Annotated in this window: 20 protein-coding genes; 6 read left to right on the plus strand and 14 right to left on the minus strand. The window is 36.6% G+C overall.

Annotation, left to right across the window (positions count from 1 at the left end; all coding sequences use genetic code 11):
• Positions 1-9: 9 nt before the first annotated feature.
• From A6B43_RS01670 to rsuA, 5 genes are all read right to left on the minus strand, one after another.
• Positions 10-1,380 carry an SLC13 family permease gene (locus tag A6B43_RS01670; RefSeq protein WP_124210857.1) on the minus strand — a complete coding sequence of 457 codons (1,371 nt, stop codon included), beginning with the start codon at positions 1,378-1,380 and terminating at the stop codon, positions 10-12.
• 240 nt (positions 1,381-1,620) lie between these two features.
• Complete coding sequence (leuD, locus tag A6B43_RS01675; RefSeq protein WP_124210858.1) at positions 1,621-2,226, minus strand: 3-isopropylmalate dehydratase small subunit; 606 nt, start codon at positions 2,224-2,226, stop codon at positions 1,621-1,623.
• A gap of 24 nt (positions 2,227-2,250) precedes the next feature.
• Positions 2,251-3,657, minus strand: coding sequence for a 3-isopropylmalate dehydratase large subunit (gene leuC, locus A6B43_RS01680; protein ID WP_124210859.1), 1,407 nt, complete (start codon positions 3,655-3,657; stop codon positions 2,251-2,253).
• Between the two features lie 316 nt (positions 3,658-3,973).
• A complete protein-coding gene (locus tag A6B43_RS01685) occupies positions 3,974-5,179 on the minus strand; it encodes a Bcr/CflA family multidrug efflux MFS transporter (protein WP_124210860.1) in 1,206 nt (401 codons plus the stop codon).
• A gap of 1 nt (position 5,180) precedes the next feature.
• The gene (gene rsuA, locus A6B43_RS01690) at positions 5,181-5,873 is read right to left on the minus strand and encodes a 16S rRNA pseudouridine(516) synthase RsuA (protein WP_124210861.1); all 693 of its coding nucleotides are present in this window, start codon (positions 5,871-5,873) and stop codon (positions 5,181-5,183) included.
• A gap of 155 nt (positions 5,874-6,028) precedes the next feature.
• Between rsuA and A6B43_RS01695 the strand changes: the two genes are divergently transcribed.
• The 3 genes from A6B43_RS01695 to apbC are packed head-to-tail and all read left to right on the plus strand — an operon-like array spanning position 6,029 to position 9,362.
• Complete coding sequence (locus A6B43_RS01695; RefSeq protein WP_124210862.1) at positions 6,029-6,682, plus strand: YchE family NAAT transporter; 654 nt, start codon at positions 6,029-6,031, stop codon at positions 6,680-6,682.
• A 2-nt stretch (positions 6,683-6,684) separates the two neighbouring features.
• Positions 6,685-8,256: a peptide ABC transporter substrate-binding protein gene (locus tag A6B43_RS01700; protein WP_124210863.1), complete on the plus strand. Its 1,572-nt coding sequence runs from the start codon at positions 6,685-6,687 to the stop codon at positions 8,254-8,256.
• A gap of 8 nt (positions 8,257-8,264) precedes the next feature.
• Entirely contained in the window at positions 8,265-9,362 is a 1,098-nt protein-coding gene (apbC, locus tag A6B43_RS01705; RefSeq protein ID WP_124210864.1) for an iron-sulfur cluster carrier protein ApbC, read from the plus strand.
• A gap of 50 nt (positions 9,363-9,412) precedes the next feature.
• On the opposite strand, the gene A6B43_RS01710 is transcribed toward apbC, so the two are convergent.
• The 5 genes from A6B43_RS01710 to glpE form a co-directional block, all read right to left on the minus strand.
• Complete coding sequence (locus tag A6B43_RS01710; RefSeq protein ID WP_124210865.1) at positions 9,413-10,354, minus strand: arginase; 942 nt, start codon at positions 10,352-10,354, stop codon at positions 9,413-9,415.
• A gap of 205 nt (positions 10,355-10,559) precedes the next feature.
• A complete protein-coding gene (gene fis, locus A6B43_RS01715) occupies positions 10,560-10,853 on the minus strand; it encodes a DNA-binding transcriptional regulator Fis (RefSeq protein ID WP_124210866.1) in 294 nt (97 codons plus the stop codon).
• Positions 10,854-10,881: 28 nt separating this feature from the next.
• A complete protein-coding gene (gene dusB, locus A6B43_RS01720) occupies positions 10,882-11,844 on the minus strand; it encodes a tRNA dihydrouridine synthase DusB (RefSeq protein WP_124210867.1) in 963 nt (320 codons plus the stop codon).
• Between the two features lie 273 nt (positions 11,845-12,117).
• On the minus strand, positions 12,118-13,176 hold the full coding sequence (gene sohB / locus A6B43_RS01725; protein WP_124210868.1) for a protease SohB: 1,059 nt from the start codon (positions 13,174-13,176) through the stop codon (positions 12,118-12,120).
• An 86-nt stretch (positions 13,177-13,262) separates the two neighbouring features.
• Positions 13,263-13,589 (minus strand): thiosulfate sulfurtransferase GlpE, encoded by a 327-nt coding sequence (gene glpE / locus A6B43_RS01730; RefSeq protein WP_124210869.1) that lies wholly within the window; start codon positions 13,587-13,589, stop codon positions 13,263-13,265.
• Between the two features lie 149 nt (positions 13,590-13,738).
• Here glpE and exbB point away from each other — a divergent pair, with 149 nt between their 5' ends.
• Genes exbB through A6B43_RS01745 form a run of 3 tightly spaced genes read left to right on the plus strand, consistent with a single transcriptional unit; the run spans position 13,739 to position 15,414 of the window.
• Positions 13,739-14,188, plus strand: coding sequence for a TonB-system energizer ExbB (gene exbB, locus A6B43_RS01735; protein WP_124210870.1), 450 nt, complete (start codon positions 13,739-13,741; stop codon positions 14,186-14,188).
• Between the two features lie 42 nt (positions 14,189-14,230).
• Complete coding sequence (exbD, locus tag A6B43_RS01740; protein ID WP_124210871.1) at positions 14,231-14,617, plus strand: TonB system transport protein ExbD; 387 nt, start codon at positions 14,231-14,233, stop codon at positions 14,615-14,617.
• Positions 14,618-14,625: 8 nt separating this feature from the next.
• The gene (locus A6B43_RS01745) at positions 14,626-15,414 is read left to right on the plus strand and encodes an energy transducer TonB family protein (RefSeq protein WP_124210872.1); all 789 of its coding nucleotides are present in this window, start codon (positions 14,626-14,628) and stop codon (positions 15,412-15,414) included.
• A gap of 516 nt (positions 15,415-15,930) precedes the next feature.
• Here A6B43_RS01745 and trmL read toward each other — a convergent pair.
• From trmL to pgsA, 4 genes are all read right to left on the minus strand, one after another.
• Positions 15,931-16,410 carry a tRNA (uridine(34)/cytosine(34)/5-carboxymethylaminomethyluridine(34)-2'-O)-methyltransferase TrmL gene (gene trmL / locus A6B43_RS01750; protein ID WP_124210873.1) on the minus strand — a complete coding sequence of 160 codons (480 nt, stop codon included), beginning with the start codon at positions 16,408-16,410 and terminating at the stop codon, positions 15,931-15,933.
• Between the two features lie 16 nt (positions 16,411-16,426).
• Complete coding sequence (rlmKL, locus tag A6B43_RS01755; RefSeq protein ID WP_124210874.1) at positions 16,427-18,574, minus strand: bifunctional 23S rRNA (guanine(2069)-N(7))-methyltransferase RlmK/23S rRNA (guanine(2445)-N(2))-methyltransferase RlmL; 2,148 nt, start codon at positions 18,572-18,574, stop codon at positions 16,427-16,429.
• A 545-nt stretch (positions 18,575-19,119) separates the two neighbouring features.
• On the minus strand, positions 19,120-20,955 hold the full coding sequence (gene uvrC, locus A6B43_RS01760) for an excinuclease ABC subunit UvrC (RefSeq protein ID WP_124210875.1): 1,836 nt from the start codon (positions 20,953-20,955) through the stop codon (positions 19,120-19,122).
• Between the two features lie 41 nt (positions 20,956-20,996).
• Positions 20,997-21,545 carry a CDP-diacylglycerol--glycerol-3-phosphate 3-phosphatidyltransferase gene (gene pgsA, locus A6B43_RS01765; protein ID WP_124210876.1) on the minus strand — a complete coding sequence of 183 codons (549 nt, stop codon included), beginning with the start codon at positions 21,543-21,545 and terminating at the stop codon, positions 20,997-20,999.
• Between the last annotated feature and the right edge of the window lie 9 nt (positions 21,546-21,554).

Genomic DNA, 21,554 nt, shown 5'->3' on the forward strand with positions numbered 1-21,554 from the left:
TTTTCATCGTTACCAGTTAATCCAACAGAAATAAGATAATCCACCAATAACCATAATACAAATTACATTGAGTAATAATCCTACTTTTGCCATCTCTTTCTGCTTAATAAATCCTGTGGAAAACACAATGGCATTTGGAGGCGTTGCAATCGGTAACATAAAAGCACACGATGCCCCAGTTGCTATAATTGCGGCTAACGATAACACAGGTAAATTAAGTGAATTGGCAACAGAAATAAAAATCGGCATCAATAAAGCAGCACTTGCCGTATTTGAGGTGAATTCTGTAAGAAAAACAATAAATGACGTTAAAATAACGGTCATAAACAGCCAGTGTTTATCTCCCACAAAAGAGACGATGGTATCCGCTAAAATTTTACTCGCTCCCGTATCTTTCAACACAATACTCAAAACCAGCCCACCACCAAACAGCATTAAAACACCCCATTCTGTTTTTTCTTGTATCTGCTTCCAAGTTGCTGTCCCGCTCATTCCAAGCACGACGACTGCAATCATTGCAATAACAGAATCAAAGTTCTTAATTTGATTGGGAATATCAAAAAATAAGCGTAAATGGGGTTCGATAAATTTACTTAAAATCAGTAAAATTGAGGTTAAGATAAATACTACTAACGTAAATAATCTAATACCTGTAAGCGAAACATCCTCAACAGAAGAGGTAAACGGAACATTAAAATTTGGCTTTAAGACTATCCACAATGAGAAAATCATTGCAGGCATTAACAATAACATTACTGGCATTCCATAAGGCAGCCATTCACTAAACGTAACATCAGTCAAAAGCGCTAACAGTGCATTAGGCGTACTTCCAACTAGTGTCCCTATCCCGCCAATACTAGAACTAAACGCTATACCTAATAATACGAATACATAGAGGTTTCTATTTCCTTCTACTTCGATTTTTGACAAAATACCTAATGTTAAAGGCAACATCATTGCAGCTACCGCCGTATTATTGATAAACATTGATAAAAAAGCAGTTGCGGTAAATAAATAGATAATCGTAAGTTTTAAACTACCTTTTGCTAGCCTAATAATATGCCCTGCGATCCACATATCAATTTTTTGAATACGTAATACGGCAGCAATCACAAACCCACCAAAAAACATAAAAATGATGGGCTTAGAAAAAGGTGCAAAAGCGGCTTCTGTGGATAATACCCCTAGAAAAATAGCAAAAATAGGCACGAGTAAGGCTGTCATTGTGATATGAAACGCTTCTGTAAGCCACAAAATCGCCACAAAAACTAATAGTGCAAGGCCTTTATTTTCTTTTAATGAGAAAGGTAGAATATTTAGCAACAAGAAAAAAATAGCTAAACTGATAGAAAGAATAAAGTATCCTCTACGATTTGGCATAACACCTCCTAAATAACCATCTTGTTAATTGAGTAAAGCATAAATAAGAGTAATATATTTGTATAGGATACAGTTCACATTTTTAACAAATAATTTACAAAATAATATTATTAAAAAATTTTATTTATAATTTGGATGTAAAAAAGCCCTGCTAAGTTACCTTAACAGGGCGATTTATCTTCACTAGTTTAGCAATTCAAGTAAATATTTATACAAATCTCACCGCTTATTCTATTCATATTAACGTAGGAAAGCAGGAATATTACGCTCAAATTCAGCAATTTTATCAGCGTGCTGTAGCGTTAAGCCGATATTATCTAGCCCATTTAATAAACAGTGTTTACGAAAACTATCAATTTCAAATAGATATACTTTACCATTTGCTATTACGGTTTGAGCCCCTAGATCAACCGTAATTTCTGCACCTTCGCGTGCTTTGACAAACTGAAATAATTCATCAACCTCTTGTTCACTTAATCGAATTGGTAACATCTGGTTATTTAAGCTATTGCCGTAAAAAATGTCTGCAAAACTTGGGGCAATAATAGCCCGAATACCGTAATCATCTAATGCCCAAGGCGCGTGTTCACGGGAAGATCCACAACCAAAATTCTCACGAGCTAATAGAATACTAGCCCCTTGATAACGAGGGTAATTTAGTACGAAATCTGGATTAGGTTGCTGCCCCTCCTCATCTAAAAAACGCCATTCGTGGAACAAATGAGAGCCAAACCCCACTCGGGTTACTTTTTGTAAAAATTGTTTTGGAATAATTGCATCAGTATCCACATTTGAGGCATCAAGAGGCACTGCAATACCCGTATGTCGTTTAAATTCTTTCGCCATTTTATTATCCTAACTATTATTAGTTTAATGTAATTCTATCTGCCTAATATCGACAAACTTACCATAAATCGCTGCGGCTGCCGCCATTGCAGGGCTAACTAAATGGGTACGCCCATTACGCCCTTGACGCCCTTCAAAATTACGATTACTGGTTGAAGCACAACGTTCACCCGGTGCTAAACGGTCTTGATTCATTGCTAAACACATTGAACACCCAGGCTGACGCCACTCAAATCCTGCATCGATAAAAATTTTATCTAATCCTTCTTGCTCTGCCTGCTCTCTCACTAAACCAGATCCGGGAACTACTAACGCTTGTACCCCCTTAGCTACTTTACGCCCCTTTGCGACGGCTGCGGCTGATCGTAAATCTTCAATACGAGAATTGGTACAAGAGCCAATAAACACTTTATTGATCCCCACATCAGTTAAACGGATACTATGAGGCAAGCCCATATAAGCTAACGCTTTTTCTGCTGACTGACGCTCAATCGGATCACTGATTTCTTGAGGATTGGGAATAAAATCATTTACTCCTATCACTTGCCCAGGATTTGTTCCCCAAGTAATTTGTGGCTCAATTTCACTTGCCTCAAGGATAACAACTGTATCAAATTCCGCTCCATCATCAGTATGTAATGTTTTCCAATAAGCAACCGCTTGCTCCCAATCTTTTCCTTGGGGGGCAAAAGGACGACCTTTTAAATAAGCAAAGGTGGTTTCATCAGGTGCAATAATGCCCGATTTTGCTCCTAGCTCAATCGCCATATTACATACCGTCATTCTTCCTTCCATTGAAAGATCTCGAATGGCTTCACCACAAAATTCAACAACGTGCCCCGTTCCCCCCGCCATTGTTGTTTTACCAATAATTGCCAAGACAATATCTTTAGCAGTAATTCCTTCTCTTACCTTCCCTCGCACTTCAATTTTCATTTTTTTCGCTCGGGCTTGCTTCACTGTTTGAGTTGCTAGAACGTGTTCAACTTCCGATGTACCAATACCAAATGCCAATGCACCAAATGCACCGTGTGTCGCCGTATGAGAATCACCACACACAATCGTCATACCTGGTAATGTTAGCCCTTGTTCAGGTCCCATCACGTGAACAATACCTTGATTGATATGATTGATATCGTAAAGTTGAATGCCAAATTCATTTGTATTTTTAGCTAATTCAACCATTTGAATACGCCCCATTTCACCTGAACCACTCAGGTTTCGGCTATCCGTTGGAACATTATGATCCATTGTTGCTACCGTCTTACCAGGCTGACGAACAGATCGACCCATTGCACGTAAACCATCAAAGGCTTGTGGAGACGTTACTTCGTGGACTAAGTGGCGATTAATATAAATTAGTGGTGTCTCACCTGGTGCTTCATGGACAATATGCGCATCAAACAATTTTTCATATAACGTCTTTTTCATAGAAATTCCAACTCAATTAAATTAACTCAAATTAATCTGCAAGCGGTCTATTCTGCAAAAGATTTGGCTATTTCACCGCTTGCTAATGAGTTGGACTATAACTGCTCTAAAATGGAATGTAAAATGCTATTTTTAATAAAAATAAAAACTTTTATGCTAATGAATAAGGAAAAAATAGACAAAAACAAAACATTTAAAGAGAATTATTCTGTTTTTATCTATTTTTTTAGGAGTATGTCTAGCTACATTTCAAATTTGTAGCAGATTTGTTAAAAATAAGAATTTCGAATATTTATTTATTAAAAGGTAAATTCTATCAATTCTGATTTAATACGCCACGACAGCAAAAGAAATAATAGATCACAAAGCATAAAATCGTACAAACTGCCATTGTGAAAAGCATTGGACGCTCGCTGGTTAATGGGATATACGATAGTCCCATTCCAACTAAAGACGCAATACCAAAACGTGATGTACCCGCAACCGCATTCGCCGTCCCTGCCATTTGTGGATAACGATCTAAAATTGCCGCTGCCGCATTACTTCCAATTGTCGAAATCATTCCAATATAGAGAGCGATCCCTAACGCCATTGCCCATAGACCTAAATGGAAAATGCCTACAACAATCAAAAATAGCCCTGAAATAAGCTGTAAAATCAGCGCTAATCGTAGCATTTTTTCTGATCCGACTTTTACAACAAGCTGACGATTAACTGAAGTCATTGCAATTAATACAACAATATTCATTAAAAAGAAATAGCCAAAATGTTCTGGAGAAACGCCATAAAGTTGTATATATACGAGAGAACCTGATGTTAAGAAACTAAACATACCCGCAAAAGATAAACCTGTGACTAATACATAGCCTAAAGTTGCTTTATGCGATAACAATTTGCCAAAATTTTTCAATACGTTACTAAAATTGAGAGGGACTCTATTTTCATTAGATAACGTTTCGGGTATTTTTATAAAAACTAAAATGAAACACACGATCCCACTTCCCATCAAAAGATAGAAAATAGAATGCCAATGAAGCCATTTCGCGATATATCCTCCCATAAGCGGAGCAATAAGAGGAGCTAACATTGTAATAATCATAATGGTAGACATAATACGAGCAAACTGATCACGATCAAACAGATCTCGAATTAAAGCCCCCGATACAACTGCAGATGATGCACCAAATAGCCCTTGGATAAGGCGTAATACATAGAAATTCTCAATATCACCAACCCAAGTAAGTAGGAAAGATGCAATACTCCAACCAGCCAATCCTAATAGGATTTGTGGCTTTCGTCCGAAACTATCTGCCACAGGTCCCCAAAAAAGCTGCCCAATAGCAAACCCAAACGTAAATGAAGATAATGTTCCTTGTACTTTTTCTTGGGAAACATTCAGGTCATTTGCAATATCAATAAATGATGGCAAATACATATCAATGGCCAAAGGTGGTAACATTGCCAATAAACCTAAAATCAGAATAAATAGCCCACTTGCTCTTACATTTTTTCTTAAAACCATTTTAAAAGCTCTCTATTTCTTGTTTTGTTAATGCTCTAAATTCTCCTTCATTTAGAGATTCATCTAATATCGTATTGCCAATTCTCCAACGGTGCAGAGCAATAACTTTATTTCCTAATGCGGCAAACATTCTTTTTACTTGATGATAACGCCCCTCACTAATCGTTAAATTTACGTTATAGTCATCTAATATTTCTAATATTGCAGGCTTTGTAAGTGTTTTTTCCCCACGCAATAAAATCCCTTCAGTCAATTTTTCCGCATAAAATTCTTCAATAGGATCAGCCAATGTAACCAAATATGTCTTTTCGCATTGATATTTTGGTGATGTTATCCGATGCGACCATTTACCATCATCGGTTAATAAAACTAAACCCGTTGTATCCGCATCTAACCGCCCAGCACAATGTAGTCTTGAGGTTAAAGGGTAATCAAAGAATTGGAATACCGTTGGATATTCGTCATCATCATTAGAACAGACACAATTCTGCGGTTTATACAACATAAAATATTGCCCTTCACCGACCCATTCTATCGGTGCGTCATCAAAACAAATTTCATCTTGTTCATTCACTTTTAACGCACTATTTTTCACAATATCGCCATTTACTGACACTTGTCCTGCTTTCAAGGCTTTGGTTGCTTGAGAACGGGTTAGCCCCGTATGCTCTGCGATAAATTTATCTAAACGCATAAATTTTTAGCTCACTAATTTAATAAAAATGAATTATAGCCCGATTTTCCTATGCTTTTCTTTTTCTTGATGTAAATTTTTGCAAGCAATTTAGATCATCACAAAGATTGCCTATATAATAGTTACTTATTTCAACTTTAGATTAAGGATTTCTCGTGGATATAGTCATAAATTTTGCTATCTACCTACAATTTTTTATCGGGCTATTTGCGATTGTAAATCCATTCGGCACATTGCCGATTTTCTTTAGTATGACAGCACATCAATACGAGGCTGATCGCAATAGGACGAATCTCACTACATCTATTTCCGTTGCAATAATTCTGCTCGTTAGCCTCTTTGTCGGTAAATGGATTTTAGATGCATTCAGTATTTCTCTAAATTCATTTCGAATCGCTGGGGGTATTTTGATTGCTAGCATTGCAATGACAATGATTAGCGGAAAACTCGGCGAACATAAACAAAATAAAGAAGAAAAAAATGCAGACGTATCTAAATATGAACATATTGCCGTGGTGCCACTAGCAATGCCTATTATGGCAGGCCCTGGGGCAATTGGCTCAACGATTGTATGGAGTACCCGTTATAATTCTTGGATAGATTATCTCGGCTTTAGCCTTGCAATTATACTTTTTGCCATTATTTGTTATATTCTTTTCCGTTTTTCTGCTCCACTGGTAAAGCGTCTCGGTAAAACTGGCTCAAATATTGTTACCCGTATTATGGGACTAATCTTAATGGCACTAGGTATCGAAATCATTGTTGCTGGGGTGAGTAATCTATTTCCGGGACTAACTGCGATACATTAATAATGAAAAATATGCTACAACAAGCGGTCACTTCTCTTCTAAAATTTGCAAAAAAATGGGCTAAACCTACCGCTTACCTTTACACACTGATTTTCCTATTTAGCACAATGCTACTGAGTGGGTGCGATAAAAAGCCTTCAGTAATTCTCTCTGAAAAGCCATCTTGTACAAAATCCCCACAAACCCTTAGCAGAGCAATCTATTCCGCCTATTTACAACTGGATCCACAATTTATCAAGGCGATTGCTGATGCTGCTCCCGTACGGGATCTTCTTACAGGTTTAATGCAATTTGATAAGCAAGGTGATATTGTTCCTGCAATTGCAACCTCTTTGACCAGTAAAGATGGAAAAACCTGGATCATTCAACTAGATGAAAAAGCTCAATGGTCAAATGAAGAGCCAGTTACTGCTAGTGATTTCGTTGCTAGTTGGCAAAGATTAAGTGATCCAAATAATCATTCTCCACTTGCCCCATATTTAATCTATATGGGAATCAATAATGCTAAAGCAATTATTCAGCATAAGTTACCAATAACCGAACTAGGTGTTACAGCGATATCACCCAAAACACTCAAAATTGAACTTAGTCAGCCAAATTTCCAATTACCAAAAATGTTAGCGCATTTAGCTTTACTGCCTACATTCAAAGGGGAGAAACCTCAAGAAAATCAAACATTTATTAGTAATGGAGCATATAAAATCATTGCACGAGGTAAACTCAATCTCAAATTACAAGCTATATCCCCAACTCAGGCATTCCAAACAGTGGAATATCATCTTATTAATACGGCACAAAATCCTGATTGCTTTGATATTATTGAAAATCCTTTAGAAAATTATCACCACCATAATGTTAAACTGCCACGGCTTTGTACCTATTTTTATGAATTTAATTTTAAAGATAAAGCCCTAAACAAAAAAGAAATTCGCCAAGCAATTAGCTCAATGCTTTCATCCACAGATATTAGCCGTGATCTCGGTATTGCTACATACTCAGCTCTGCCTGCAACAATGGGAGATAAACCTCGCCGTCATTTACCAGCTCTTGCCACCGAACAGCTATTTCGCAAAATTGGAATTGATTCAAATACTCCACTCAATTTAACGGTAACCTACGACAATCAAGGAAAAAATGAATACATTGCTAAGCGCATAGCTCGTACACTTGGTCAATCCGATCTTTTTCGTATTCACTTACAAGCGGTAAATTGGCAACAACTTTTAACAAAACGCACAAAAAATGATTTCCAATTCATTCGTAGCGGTTGGTGTGCAGATTATGATGATCCTGCTCTCTTTGTAATGCCATTCCATTCTGCTAGCCCTAATAATAAAAGTGGCTATGCTAATTCACGAGTAGATACATTGCTTGAGCAATTACAAGGGAAGAATTTAGACAAAACAACACGCCATAAACTGATTTTAGATATTGTAAATATACTCCAAGATGATGTTGCTATTTTACCGCTATTTCAATATCAACGCAGAATTGCGATTGATCCAGATATTCAAGGGGTAACAATTAGCAATGATAGTGAGGTCATTTACAGTAAAGATTTATCTCGACAATAAGGATACCTATGAACCAACTTAATGAACAGCAACTTTCGGACATTAAACACATTTTCCAAGGGTTTCAGCACCCTACGTTACAAAAAGATCTCATTACACTAAATGCCTTAAAAAGCATTGAATTAGGTGCAGGCATTCTACGCATTGAATTAGTAATGCCCTTTGCCTGGAATACTGGTTTTGAGCAATTAAAAACGGCACTTGAGCGGAAATTAAAGGAAATGACAGGAGCACATAGCCTCAAATGGATTATTCATTATCAAATTGCGACCTTAAAACGTGCAAATAATCATCCAGCAGTTAATGGCGTTAAAAATATTATTGCCGTAACCTCAGGAAAAGGAGGAGTTGGCAAATCGACAACGGCTGTAAACCTCGCTTTAGCTTTAAAAAATCAAGGAGCAAGGGTTGGTATTTTAGATGCAGATATCTACGGCCCATCAATTCCACATATGCTTGGCGCTACGGATCAACACCCAACATCGCCAGATAATAAACATATTGTTCCTATTGAAGCACAAGGCATTTTTTCTAACTCTATTGGTTATTTAATGTCTCCCGATAATGCAACTATTTGGCGTGGCCCAATGGCAAGTAGTGCATTAAGCCAATTATTACAAGAAACTTGGTGGCCAGACTTAGATTATTTAGTCATTGATATGCCACCAGGTACAGGTGATATTCAACTAACACTTTCACAACAGATCCCTGTTACTGGAGCAATTGTAGTCACCACGCCACAAGATATTGCTTTACTTGATGCGATTAAAGGAATTGCAATGTTCGAGCGTGTATCCGTACCTGTTTTAGGTATTATCGAAAATATGAGCGTACATATCTGTTCAAATTGCGGACAACACGAACATATTTTTGGTACTGGTGGCGCTGATAAAGTTGCACAGAAATACAACACGCAAGTACTGGGACATATTCCGTTACATATTCGTTTACGAGAAGATTTGGATAACGGCACGCCAACCGTGATTGCTAGCCCCGAACATGAAATTAGCCAAGCTTATAACGAGCTTGCTGCTAAAATTGCAGCAGAGCTTTACTGGCAAGGCAGTGTCATTCCTTCTGAAATTATGATTCGTGAAGTAAAATAAATCTTTCCGCCAACTGACCGCTTAAACAAGCGGTCAGTTTTTCAAATTTTTTACACTTTCTGCTGAATTTTCTCGATTGCATAAGATAATAATGTATAAATTGAAGTTAAATAGTTCTCGTTTGTTACCAACGTTGGATTGAATTCCGTTATCTCAAATACAGCAAGCTGCGGAAGAGTTAATACAGCATCTAAAATCTCTTTGATTTCTGCATAAGTAAAGCCGTCTGGCTCTGGCGTACCCGTTGTTGGAATTAAGCTTGCATCTAATGCATCTACATCAAAACTCACATAAAGTAAATCCACCGCTTCAAAATGATGCTTAATGCTATTTAGTACTCTTTTAAAACCTAATTCTCTTGTCTGAATTGCCGAAATGTAAGGAATATTAAACTGTTCGATTAGATTTAATTCAGGCTCTTCATAACTACGTAACCCAAGAAAAAATATATCTTCGGGGCGAATTCCACTACTTGTTGGTGCTAACATTTTTAATTTACACCACTGTTCAATAATTGTTGAGGTTGGAATTCGGACTGATGAAAGAAGATTATCTTGCCGACTAACTGCCGCTAAACTCATTCCGTGTACATTACCTGATGGAGTCGTATATGGTGTATGTAAATCACTATGGGCATCAATCCACAATACGCCAATACGCTTATTCGGATAAGCATTACACAAAGCAGAAAGCGTTCCTATTGCGTTTGAATGATCGCCACTTAAAATGATTGGAAATTCGGGGAATTGGAATAACTTGGTGAGGCTAGGTACAACTTGATGCTGGAAGAATGAAGTGAGTTTATCAATATGTTTTGCTTCATTTTTTACGTTATGATAAACAGTAGGAACAGTATCTATACTCAACTCAGTACATCGCTGATGTGGATAGATCACTCTCGCTTTTTCCCATAATTGCTGGACGCCTTGCCGAGCACCTAGTTTTCCAGCGCCAATATCAGATAAAATGTTGATAAACTGTAACGATCGCATAATGTCTTCCTCATAATCTTGCTATATCACGAATAGAAGTCATTATGTCAGTAATTTGTATAATCCGTCACCAAGAATGATAAATTTTTGTTAAATTTGTGACCCTTATTGCAAATTTATTACTAATCATTAAAAGTATAATCCTTTTCAATAAAAAACCCCACATTAGTGGGGCTATTAAAATTTATAGACTAATCATCAAAAATTAGCCCATACCGTACTTTTTTAATTTTTTACGCAATGTTCCACGGTTAATACCTAACATTGTTGCAGCACGGGTTTGATTACCACGAGTATATTGCATGACGATGTCTAACATTGGATGTTCAATTTCAGATAAAACCAACTCATATAATTCTGTTGGATCTTCGCCATTTAATTGAGATAAGTAATTTCTCACCGCTTGTTTAACATTATCACGTAATGGTTTATTTACTTGTTGTGCTTGTGCATTCAACATTGATACTGTTAATGGGCTTGTTGTTTGTTGTTCTAACATTGTTCTTCTATCCAACTTTATTAAGATTCTAATGAATCAATTCCAAAAAATCTTCCAATGCCTTGAGCTGATCTTTAGTCGTCTCTAACGCATTAAAAGTACGCTTAAAATTTGAGCCTGGGCATAAATTTTCGCTATACCAACCAATATGTTTACGAGCAATACGGTAACCTTTTTCTTCTCCATAGAAATGATGAAGATCCTCAATATGCTTAAACATTAATTGGCTTTTCTCAGCAAGCGATAGGCTTGGCTTTTGTCCATATTCTAGGAAATGTATAATTTCCCCAAATAGCCAAGGCTGACCGTAACTCCCACGTCCAATCATCACAGCATCTGCTCCCGTATAAGCTAAGACTTGCTGTGCCTTTTGTGCAGAAGTAATATCCCCATTCGCAATAACTGGAATCGAAACAGCTTGTTTAACGGCTTTAATCGAATCATACTCTGCCTCACCATTAAATAGGCAATTCCGTGTTCGCCCATGAATAGTCAATGCAGAAATACCCGCTTGTTCCGCAATTTTAGCAATTTCTAAGCAATTTCGATTTTCTTTATCCCAACCTGTTCTAATTTTTAATGTTACAGGCACATCAACAGCATTTACCACAGAATCTAAAATGCGAGCAACTAAATCAGGTTCACGCAATAATGCAGAGCCTGCCATTTTTTTGTTTACCTTCTTCGCTGGGCAACCCATATTGATATCAATAATATTTGCTCCATACTCCACATTAATTTTAGCGGCTGCAGCCATTTCTGTTGGATCAGATCCAGCTATTTGTACAGCATTAATTCCAATTTCGTGATGATGCGCTAAACGCAATTTCGACTTCTCGGTATGCCATACATCAGGGTTTGTGGACATCATTTCTGAAAAAGTTAAACCTGCGCCAAGCTGACTACATAATCGACGAAAAGGCTGATCAGTAATTCCAGCCATTGGTGCAAGGAAAATACGGTTTTTTATTGCATATTGACCAATTCTCATCACCCATCCATTGATTAAGTTCAAAACAAATTTAACTCAAATGATTCCAAAATAAAAAGTACGGTCTAAAACCGTACTTTTTATCTATCAGCCAATTTAACAAAACAGAGTAAACCTGCTTCGTTTTGTGGTGCGTATCATACACATTATTTCGTCATTTTGGAAGTCTATTTATTGAGCAATTTGCGTAAATAGTAAAATTTCCTCAATTATTATCATTTTTTAAATAGCTAGTTTACACTAATGTTTCTATTTGATTTATTATGATAACAATTATAACAACGGTGACCGATTTTTATTCAATAATTTTGCGACTAAATTTTCCAAACGACCTTCAATTTGATCACCTAATCGTTGTCCTAATTTCTTCTTGTAAGAATATTTAATCTCAATTACTTCTTTTTCTTTTATCGCATTTAAAATTAAATCATCACTTGTTGAAATTGCATCAACTAATTGTAAACTAACCGCTTGTTGTCCAAACCAATGCTCGCCTGTTGCCACTTTTTCAATATCTAACTGTGGACGATGCTCCGCAACAAATTGTTTAAATAAAAGATGAGTTTCATCGAGTTCTTGTTGAAATTTCTGCTTGCCCTTCTCAGTATTTTCACCCACTAATGTCACTGTACGTTTATATTCTCCAGCCGTCATTACATCAACATCAATATCGTGTTTTTTAAGTAAACGGTGAATATTAGGTATTTGAGCAACAACCCCCACAGAACCAATTATTGCAAAGGGTGCAGAAAAAATTTTATTCGCAATGCAAGCCATCATATAACCACCACTTGCTGCAACTTTATCTACGGCAACCGTTAATGGGATTTTCTGCTCTTTTAATCGCTGTAATTGAGAGGCTGCCAAGCCATACCCATGAACAACACCACCCGGACTTTCTAATTTTAATAAAACTTCATCTTTTTCAGGATTTGCGAGGCTAATCACTGCATCAATCTCTTTTCTTAATGAATTAACTTGGCTTGCTTGTACATCGCCGTGAAAATTTAGCACAAAAACCCGAGATTTTTTCTTCTCTTCTGAATGCTCTTCCCCTGACTTCAATCGTTTTTTCTCGGCTTTTACCTTCTCTTTATCCGCTTTTTTCTGCATTTTTTCTTGCTGTTTTTGCTCTGCTTCACTCAAGAAAAAACTCGCTAAATCTTTTGTTTGATCTGCATATTTTTCAGTTAAATTTGTCAGCATAATCGTGCCATTTCCAGCCTGTTTACGATTTGCCAAAATTAACATTATCACAACAGCAACAACACCAAATACTGTTAATAATTCTAATAAAAACATACCGTAATTCAGTAATACCTCTTTCCACATAACCTTTTTATTATCCTTCCGTTATTACTTATAAATTTACACAAATACAAGCGGTGAGTTTACAATTTATTTTATTTTCACAAACACTAATATCCCATTTCCACGGGTAATTCTGCTCTAACCCAGCCATCAAAGCCTCCTTTTAGGCTATATACTTTTTCAAAGCCTTGCTCTATTAAATACTGAGCGGTATTACGGCTACTTACACCATGATAACAAATCACAATAATTGGCTGATCAAAATCATATTCATCGATAAATTCACCATAACTATGATTTGTTAAATGAAAAGCCCCTTGTGGGCGACTATGACTAAAACGAATATTATCTCGTATATCAACTAACACAGCATCTTCATTTTGCATCATTTCCCACGCTTGCTGTGGTGTGATTTCAATATATTGTTCTTCCATTTTGAATTCCCATTAACCAAATTAAAGTGAAGAAATATAGCACCAAATTAGAAATTGTACAGAGCAATTGAAAATAAATTTCATTGCGGTTTTGCCATAAACACATATAATAACTATTCTCAAATTTATTCTATTTACAGGTTTAATTTATGGAACAAATTTTCCAATTTTTACAACAATATACTGACTATATTATTTTGGGATTACTGGCATTAATGAGCATTATTTTAGTAGCTAAAATAATTGAACGAGTACTTTTCTATAAAACAGTTGATATTGAGCACTATACAACTATACACGAGTTAGAAATTGACTTAACTCGTAATCTCACAACCATTTCTACCATTGGCTCAAATGCGCCTTATATCGGCTTGTTAGGTACAGTAATTGGCATTTTACTTACCTTCTATCAATTAGGGCAATCTAACGCCGATATTGATGCCGCATCAATTATGGTCCATCTCTCTCTTGCCCTCAAAGCTACCGCAGTTGGTATTTTAGTAGCAATACCCGCAATGATGTTCTATAACGGCTTTGGACGTAAAGTTGAAGAAAATAAACTTAAATGGCAAGCGCTTGCAGCAAAAAAACAGGCGTAACAAGCGGTTACTTCCTCCTATTATTTTACAAATGAGTAAAAAATGAAAAAATTTGATGAAATCAATATTATTCCTTTTATTGATATTATGTTGGTCTTGTTAGCAATTGTTTTAGTCACAGCATCCTTTATCTCTCAAGGAAAAATTCAAGTCAATGTGCCCAAGGCATCAACAACACAAAAAATTAAAGCCGATGAATTGGCAAAATTACTGACGATTACTGATAAAAACGAGTTTTTTTATAATGATCAGCCTATTGATATTCTGCAGCTGAAAAACGAAATTGCAGGATGGGATAAATCTCAAAAAGTTACACTGAAAGTTGATGGTGCAGTCGCTTTTGAAAAATTTGTAGAATTAACCGATATTTTATCTGCTAACGAAATCAAAAATGTAGCGATAGTTACCAAAAAAGAGCATTCAAAATAGGGTACACAATGATTAAACACTATCCTTTAATTGGTACAATTATTTCTTTACTCTTTCATTCAGCACTATTCTCTGGTGTTTGGTGGACGATTAATCATTCACAGCCTAAAAATATAAATGAAGAATTAACAACCATTTCAATGGAAATGATGACAGCTGTTTTAGAACAATCCGAAGTAGTTGAACCAATACCCGTAAAAGAAGAACAATTTGAAGAACAAGAAAAAGAACCTGATCCAATCGTAAAACCAGTTAAAAAACCAAAGATAAAACCTATTGAAAAACCTAAGCCTATCGAAAAGCTGAAGCCAAAGCCTATTGAAAAAATTAAACCAAAGCCGATAGAAAAACCCAAAACACAGGCTAAAAAAGAGAATTCTCTACCTAATCCTTTAACAAAGCCAACTGAAATTAAAGCATCAGTTGTGGCTAAACATACATTAAATCCAGCTCCTGTAGAAAAAGCACAAACAACTGCGACTTTACCAACAACACAACGAAATAATAATGATGAAATTAAAGCAGCCTATACTGCCAAGCTACACCGAATTCTCTATAAACGGATCAACGATGCATATCCGAAAAATAGAAATAGAGGGATAACTGGCACTGTAATGTTCAAAATATCACTCAGCCCAACAGGGCAAATAACCAATATTGTATTAGTAAAACCATCTGGAAATAGCCGCTTAGATAATGCTTCAACAAAAGCTGCACAACAAACAACACAGGTTGACCCGCCACCAAAAGACTTCCCGAGTAATTTTACTGTACCAATCAACTTTGGTTATAAATGAGAAATTCACCTAAAACTCGGTATTACGTTCAGCTATCTTGTAACATAGTATTACGATGAATGACCTTGTAACACTTAGACAAAATAGATTAACAGTATTACATTAAAAATCAGTTTATTTAATTAAATTTTAATGTAATGTAAACTGCAAGGTATGAGATATTTTCTACACAAAAGGATATCTTAAAGCTAGGTATTGCTAATTCAAATTTAGTAAGCCTATATACAAAGCTTGGAAAAAGCTATACGGTTATTTCTCAAATGCAAGAGAATCCCATATCTTTTTGATAAATCATCTCTTACCTACCTTACTCAAAACAGCCAACTGGCTACAATATTTTTTCTATTATTTGAATCCCCAAATTGATAAAAATACTCAATAGGAACAAAATTTTATAACAACACAATCCAACGAAAAATGAATAGTCTGGATATTACTAAGTTCAAGGGCTGAATTATCCGATGTATAGTTACTAATAGATTTTACAGAAAAAAATACAAACTGACCGCTTGTACACTAAATTGGCTGTCGAGAAACGGCATTTTGATAGCCAAATTGTCGCCACGCTTCATACACCACCACCGCCACAGAATTAGATAAATTCATACTACGGCTATTTGCACACATTGGAATACGAATTTTCTGCGACATTGGCAAGCTATCTAAAATTGCCATTGGAATGCCTCGGCTTTCAGGCCCAAACATCAAAAAATCACCTAACTGATAACGTACATCACTATGATTGGGCTCACCTTTTGTGGTTAGAGCAAAAAGCCTTTTTGGCTTCGCTTCAACAAGAAAGGTTTCAAAATCTTTATATTTTTTAATATCAACAAACTCGTGATAATCTAAGCCTGAACGGCGTAATTTTTTATCGTCCCAAGTAAAGCCTAAAGGTTCAATCATATGTAAACGAAATCCACAATTTGCACATAAGCGAATAATATTGCCACTATTTTGCGGAATTTCGGGTTCAAATAACACAATATCTAACATTTTTTTACTCTTTAAATTACTGTTTATCTGGCATTGGTTTAACAATCCAGCAATTATGAATTTGCGGATTTCGTTCAAAATCTAACGGTAATGTTTTATGAGAAATATTTTCAGCCTGTAAGCCAAGTTCTGCTAAACCTTCAATATCCATTTTAAATCCCCGTTTATTATTTGAGAAAATAATTGTACCGTTTTGCGTTAAAACTCTTTTAAGCTGGCGCATCAATTCAAGGTGATCCCGTTGAACGTCCCAAGTATTTTCCATTCGCTTTGAGTTGGAAAACGTAGGTGGATCAACAAAAATCAGTTCAAATCGTTCACGACAATTTGCAAGCCATTGCAAGCAATCTTCTTGGATCAAGCGGTTATTTCTGCTATTTAATTCATTAAGCTCTAAATTTTGTTCCGCCCAATTTAGATAAGTATTAGACATATCAACAGTTGTAGTCGATTTCGCTCCATTTAAACCTGCGTGAACAGTTGCTGAGCCTGTATAAGCAAATAAATTTAAAAAGGTTTTGCCTTTTGCCATTTCACCAACCATTTTTCGAGTTAAACGATGGTCAAGAAATAATCCTGTATCAAGGTAATCAGTTAAATTCACCCATAATTTTGCGCCATATTCATTCACAAAAAAATAATCGCCTTTATTGGCTAATTTTTCATACTGATTTGTCCCTTTCTGTTTTTGGCGAACCTTGAGAACCAATTTATTAGTTTCAATACCTGTTACATAAAGTGTTGCAGATACTGCATCAAGCAAACGCTGACGAGCTTTTTGCTCATCAATATTTTTAGGCGCGGCATACTCTTGTACCACTATGTGATCACCATAGCGATCTACTGCTACATTATATTCGGGCAGATCGGCATCATATAAACGATAAGCATCAATCCCTTGCTGTTTTGCCCATTTTTCAACCTTTTTAATATTTTTTGCTAGCCGATTAGCAAAATCAGGCGCTACGTTTGCCTTACTTTCAATCGACAATTCTGCGGATTGCTCCGCACTTCGCTCACTGATCTGATAATTTTTCTGTACGCAATCCAAAGGTCCATTTTTAGCTTTAAATTGACGGAAAGAACGTAAACGTAAACAATTCAGTAATTCAGGTTCAGCGCTGAATACCGACACATTCCAACCCGAGAATTGCTGTTTTAATCGCTGACCAAAAACAGTATATAGCGCAATCAATGCAGGCGTTGTGCCAAGCCTTTCTCCATAAGGGGGGTTACAAATAATGGTACCAACTTGTTCAATTACAGGATTTTTTAATGCAGAAATATCCCCTTGTTTAAATTGAATAAACTGAGCAACCCCTGCATTTTCGGCATTTTTTTTCGCTTTGTCTAACACTCGATGGTCTAAATCAAAACCAAAGAAAGTTACAAGCGGTGAGTTTTCGCCCGTTTTTTGCAAGGCTTTCGCTTCTTCAACAACCTGTTGCCAAACGGCTGGCTGATGTCCCTTCCAGAAATCAAAGCCCCACTTTTGACGAGTAAGTTGCGGTGCGATATTGGCTTGCATCTGCGCTGCTTCAATCAGCAATGTCCCTGAACCACACATTGGATCAACCAATGGTGTATTTTTATGCCAGCCTGAACGAAGCACAATTGCTGCGGCAAGTGTTTCTCTTAAAGGTGCTTTACCTGTTTCTTCACGATAGCCTCTGATATGTAAGGCTTCACCGCTTAAATCAAGAGAAACAATTAAGTTCTCACGGTCTAAATAAACGTGAATACGCACATCAGGGTTTAATTTATCAACCGTTGGTCGAGCAAAACCTTTACGCTCAAAATAGTCCACAATGCCGTCTTTTACCCGCATTGCACCAAATTGAGTATGTCTAATTTCTCGGTTTGTACCATTAAAATCAATAAAAAACGTCTCCCTCACATCAAATAAATCGAGCCAGTTATACCCAACAATAGACGCATAAAGATCCATATCACTGAAAATTTTAGTAGAAATGAGAGGAAGTAAAATTCGAGATGCCAAACGGCTATGTAATAACGCTTGATACACGCCCTTTTGAGTCGTGGTGAAATGCACTCCGCCTTGTGCAATTTTACAATCTGCCTGGCAGATCTGTTCTAATTCTGTTTTTAATAGCTCTTCAAAACCTCGAGCCGTTGTTGCAAAATAAGTTGTTTGGGTTGTCATTCATTTATTTTAAGTTGAAAATTTGCTGAATTATAACGGAAAGTCAGTACAAGCGGTAAGTTTTGTTGATATTTTATACTTATTCAGCTACCCTTTAGCGTATTTTCAATCATATAAATTAAGAAAGGAAAATATGCATCAAATGATTGCACCACAGATGTTTTACTATGGGTTTCCTGTCATCTTGCTAACAACCTGCGATAAATACGGAAAAACAAACATTTCTCCCATTTCATCTATTTAGCCGAGGTAACTTTACTGAACAACCTTCTAGCCTTATTCAGCCTTCTCGTATTTTAGAATGCCCCTTACAGGCGGAAATGGGGTTAGAAAAAATTAACGAACGGGCAGGCTATGCCGATTATTGAACTAAAAATTGTACAGGTTCACGCACAAGCTGAACTACTTCTCACAGAAAACAAAATTGATCCACAAAAATAGAAACCGCTTATTTATAATTTCCGCCATTATCAAGGACTAACGGAAATACTAGGTAAAAACTTTCGCTGTGAATAATGCAAAATAATTTAAGATCTTACCGCTTGTTAGCTGTTTTGTAGCGTGTCAAAGATGACTTCAGCGAGCGCTTTTGAAATCCCTGGTACAGACTGAATTTCTTCAAGGCTTGCTGATTTAACCCCCTGCATTCCTCCTAGATACTTGAGCAATGCTTGACGGCGTTTTGCCCCAACTCCTGCAATAGATTCCAGGCCACTTTCTGTAAATGCCTTTTGCCGTTTTTTACGGTGTCCACTAATAGCGTGGTTGTGAGACTCATCTCGAATATGCTGAATTAAATGTAACGCTAAACTATCTGGCGGTAGATGTAGTTCTTTTCCTGTTCGGCTAATAATGATGGTTTCCAAACCCGCTTTACGTTCAACCCCTTTTGCTACTCCAATTAACAGTGGTTTAGTTTTATCCCACGTTACATTCAGATTTTCAAAGGTTTCTATCGCTCTATTTAATTGCCCTTTTCCACCGTCAATGAAAATAATATCAGGGATTTTTTCTTCTGTAAGTGGTTTATCATATCGTTTTAACAACGCTTGTTCCATTGCAGCATAATCATCTCCCCCTGTAATTCCTTCTATATTAAAACGGCGGTAATCTGATTTTAATGGCCCATTTTGGTCAAAGACAACGCAAGAGGCAACGGTCTGCTCGCCCATTGTATGGCTAATATCAAAACATTCCATTCGGTGAATTTCCGCTAAACCAAGTAATTCTTTTAAGGCTTGATAGCGGTGATGAATGCGAGAATCTTGCTGAAGCTGTAACGCTAATGCTGCTTGCGCATTCGTACGAGCCAACGCTAAATAACGTTCCTTCTCACCTCTAACTCTATCTTGAATAGTTACTTTATGTCCTGCCTGTTCACTCAAGATATCTTCTAAGGATTTCTGCTCACTAACAGGGCAATCAATTACAATTTGATTCGGGATTGTGCGATGTTGGTTCATCTGCAAATAAAATTGCCCGATAAATGTATCACTTAATTCTGCCAGTTCTGTATGGTTAGGTACTTTAGGAAAATAACTGCGGTTTCCTAAAATTTTCCCCTGTCGGACAAACAAAATATGCACACAAGCCGTGCCGTGCTGATAAGCAATCGAAATAATATCAAGATCATCAAGGCGATCATTAGAAACGAACTGCTTTTCCATTACGGCACGAACCTGCTGAATTTGATCCCGAAAACGAGCTGCCGTTTCAAAATCAAGATCATTCGCTGCCTTTTCCATTTTAGCAATCAAATGCTCAATGACTTGCTGATCTTTTCCTTGTAAAAAAAGACGGACAAATTGTACTTGTTGCCCATATTCTTCTTGAGATGTATAACCCTCTACACAAGGGGCTAAACATCGCCCAATCTGATACTGTAAACAAGGACGAGAGCGGTTTTTATAGTAAGAATCCTCGCATTGACGAATAGGGAACAATTTTTGCAGTAAATTTAATGTTTCTCGTACCGCTCCAGCATTTGGATAAGGCCCAAAATATTCACCTGCTAATTTTTTACTGCCACGAAAACTTGCCAAACGAGGATATGAATGTTTTGTTAATAAGATATAGGGATAAGATTTATCATCACGTAATAAAACATTATAACGAGGCTGATTTTCCTTAATATAATTATGCTCAAGAAGTAATGCTTCTGTTTCTGAATGGGTAATCGTAATATCAATATGGGCAATTTGAGCGACCAATGCTTCTGTTTTACGGCTTGATAAATTAGATCGAAAATAGCTAGACAACCGTTTTTTTAGATCCTTCGCTTTACCTACATAAATAATCGTTCCTTTATCATCATACATACGATAAACCCCCGATTGATGGGGGGCTTTAGCAAGAAACTGCTTGGAATCGAATTTAGACATTAGTAAATCTTAATTGTGATCTGACCGCTTATATACAGAAATTAATGCTGTAATAAACTACTTTTAGAGGCTTTGAGATACTGTAACATAGACCAAATCGTTAGTCCTGAAGCCATATACAAGAGGATAATTGCTAACACCTCCATTGTTTGACTTTGTCGCCATAGTAGCCCTCCAAGCGCTAACATTTGTGCCATTGTTTTCACTTTTCCCCAGATAGACACCGCAACATTTGCTCGCTCACCAATTTCAGACATCCATTCACGCAGAGCGGAAATAATAATTTCACGAGCAATCATAATACCTGAAGGAATGCTTATCCACCACGTATGGTAATACTCAACCACCGACACCAATGCAATCGCCACTAAGACTTTATCTGCCACGGGATCTAAAAATGCGCCTAAACGAGTAGTCTGATTCCATTTACGAGCTAAATAACCATCAAATAGATCGGTAATACTCGCAATAAAAAAAACAAATGTTGTGATTTCAGCCGAATAAGGGATAGGTAAATAAAATGCTAAAATAAAAAGCGGAATTAGTCCCACACGGAAAATCGTTAAATAGGTTGGAATATTGAGTTTCATTATTATGTT

The sequence above is a fragment of the Vespertiliibacter pulmonis genome (assembly GCF_013377275.1).
Taxonomy (GTDB): domain Bacteria; phylum Pseudomonadota; class Gammaproteobacteria; order Enterobacterales; family Pasteurellaceae; genus Vespertiliibacter; species Vespertiliibacter pulmonis.